Annotated in this window: 1 protein-coding gene; it reads left to right on the top strand. The window is 39.9% G+C overall.

The features are described 5' to 3' along the window. On the top strand, positions 1–223 hold a 223-nt coding region (locus IQR33_RS03380; RefSeq protein WP_416222668.1), incomplete at both ends, for a hypothetical protein.

The following is a 223-nucleotide window of genomic DNA, read 5'->3' on the forward strand; positions in this document are numbered from 1 at the left end:
TCCAAGAAGTTTGGTCTCATTGGCAAACTCTGAATGCAGCAATGATTGCTTTTACAGCAAGCTTATTGGCGGTTTATGCGGCTAAATATCACGAAGAACAGAATCGAGAGAGCCAACTTTTAGCAGCAAGAGCATTGTTACCTCAAACTCTGTCTGACTTAACTAAATACACAACTGAGATGGCTAGCTTCTACACCGAATCAATTGAATTTTGGAAAGGTAT

This window comes from Vibrio sp. OPT46 (assembly GCF_015163535.1).
GTDB lineage: Bacteria > Pseudomonadota > Gammaproteobacteria > Enterobacterales > Vibrionaceae > Vibrio > Vibrio alginolyticus.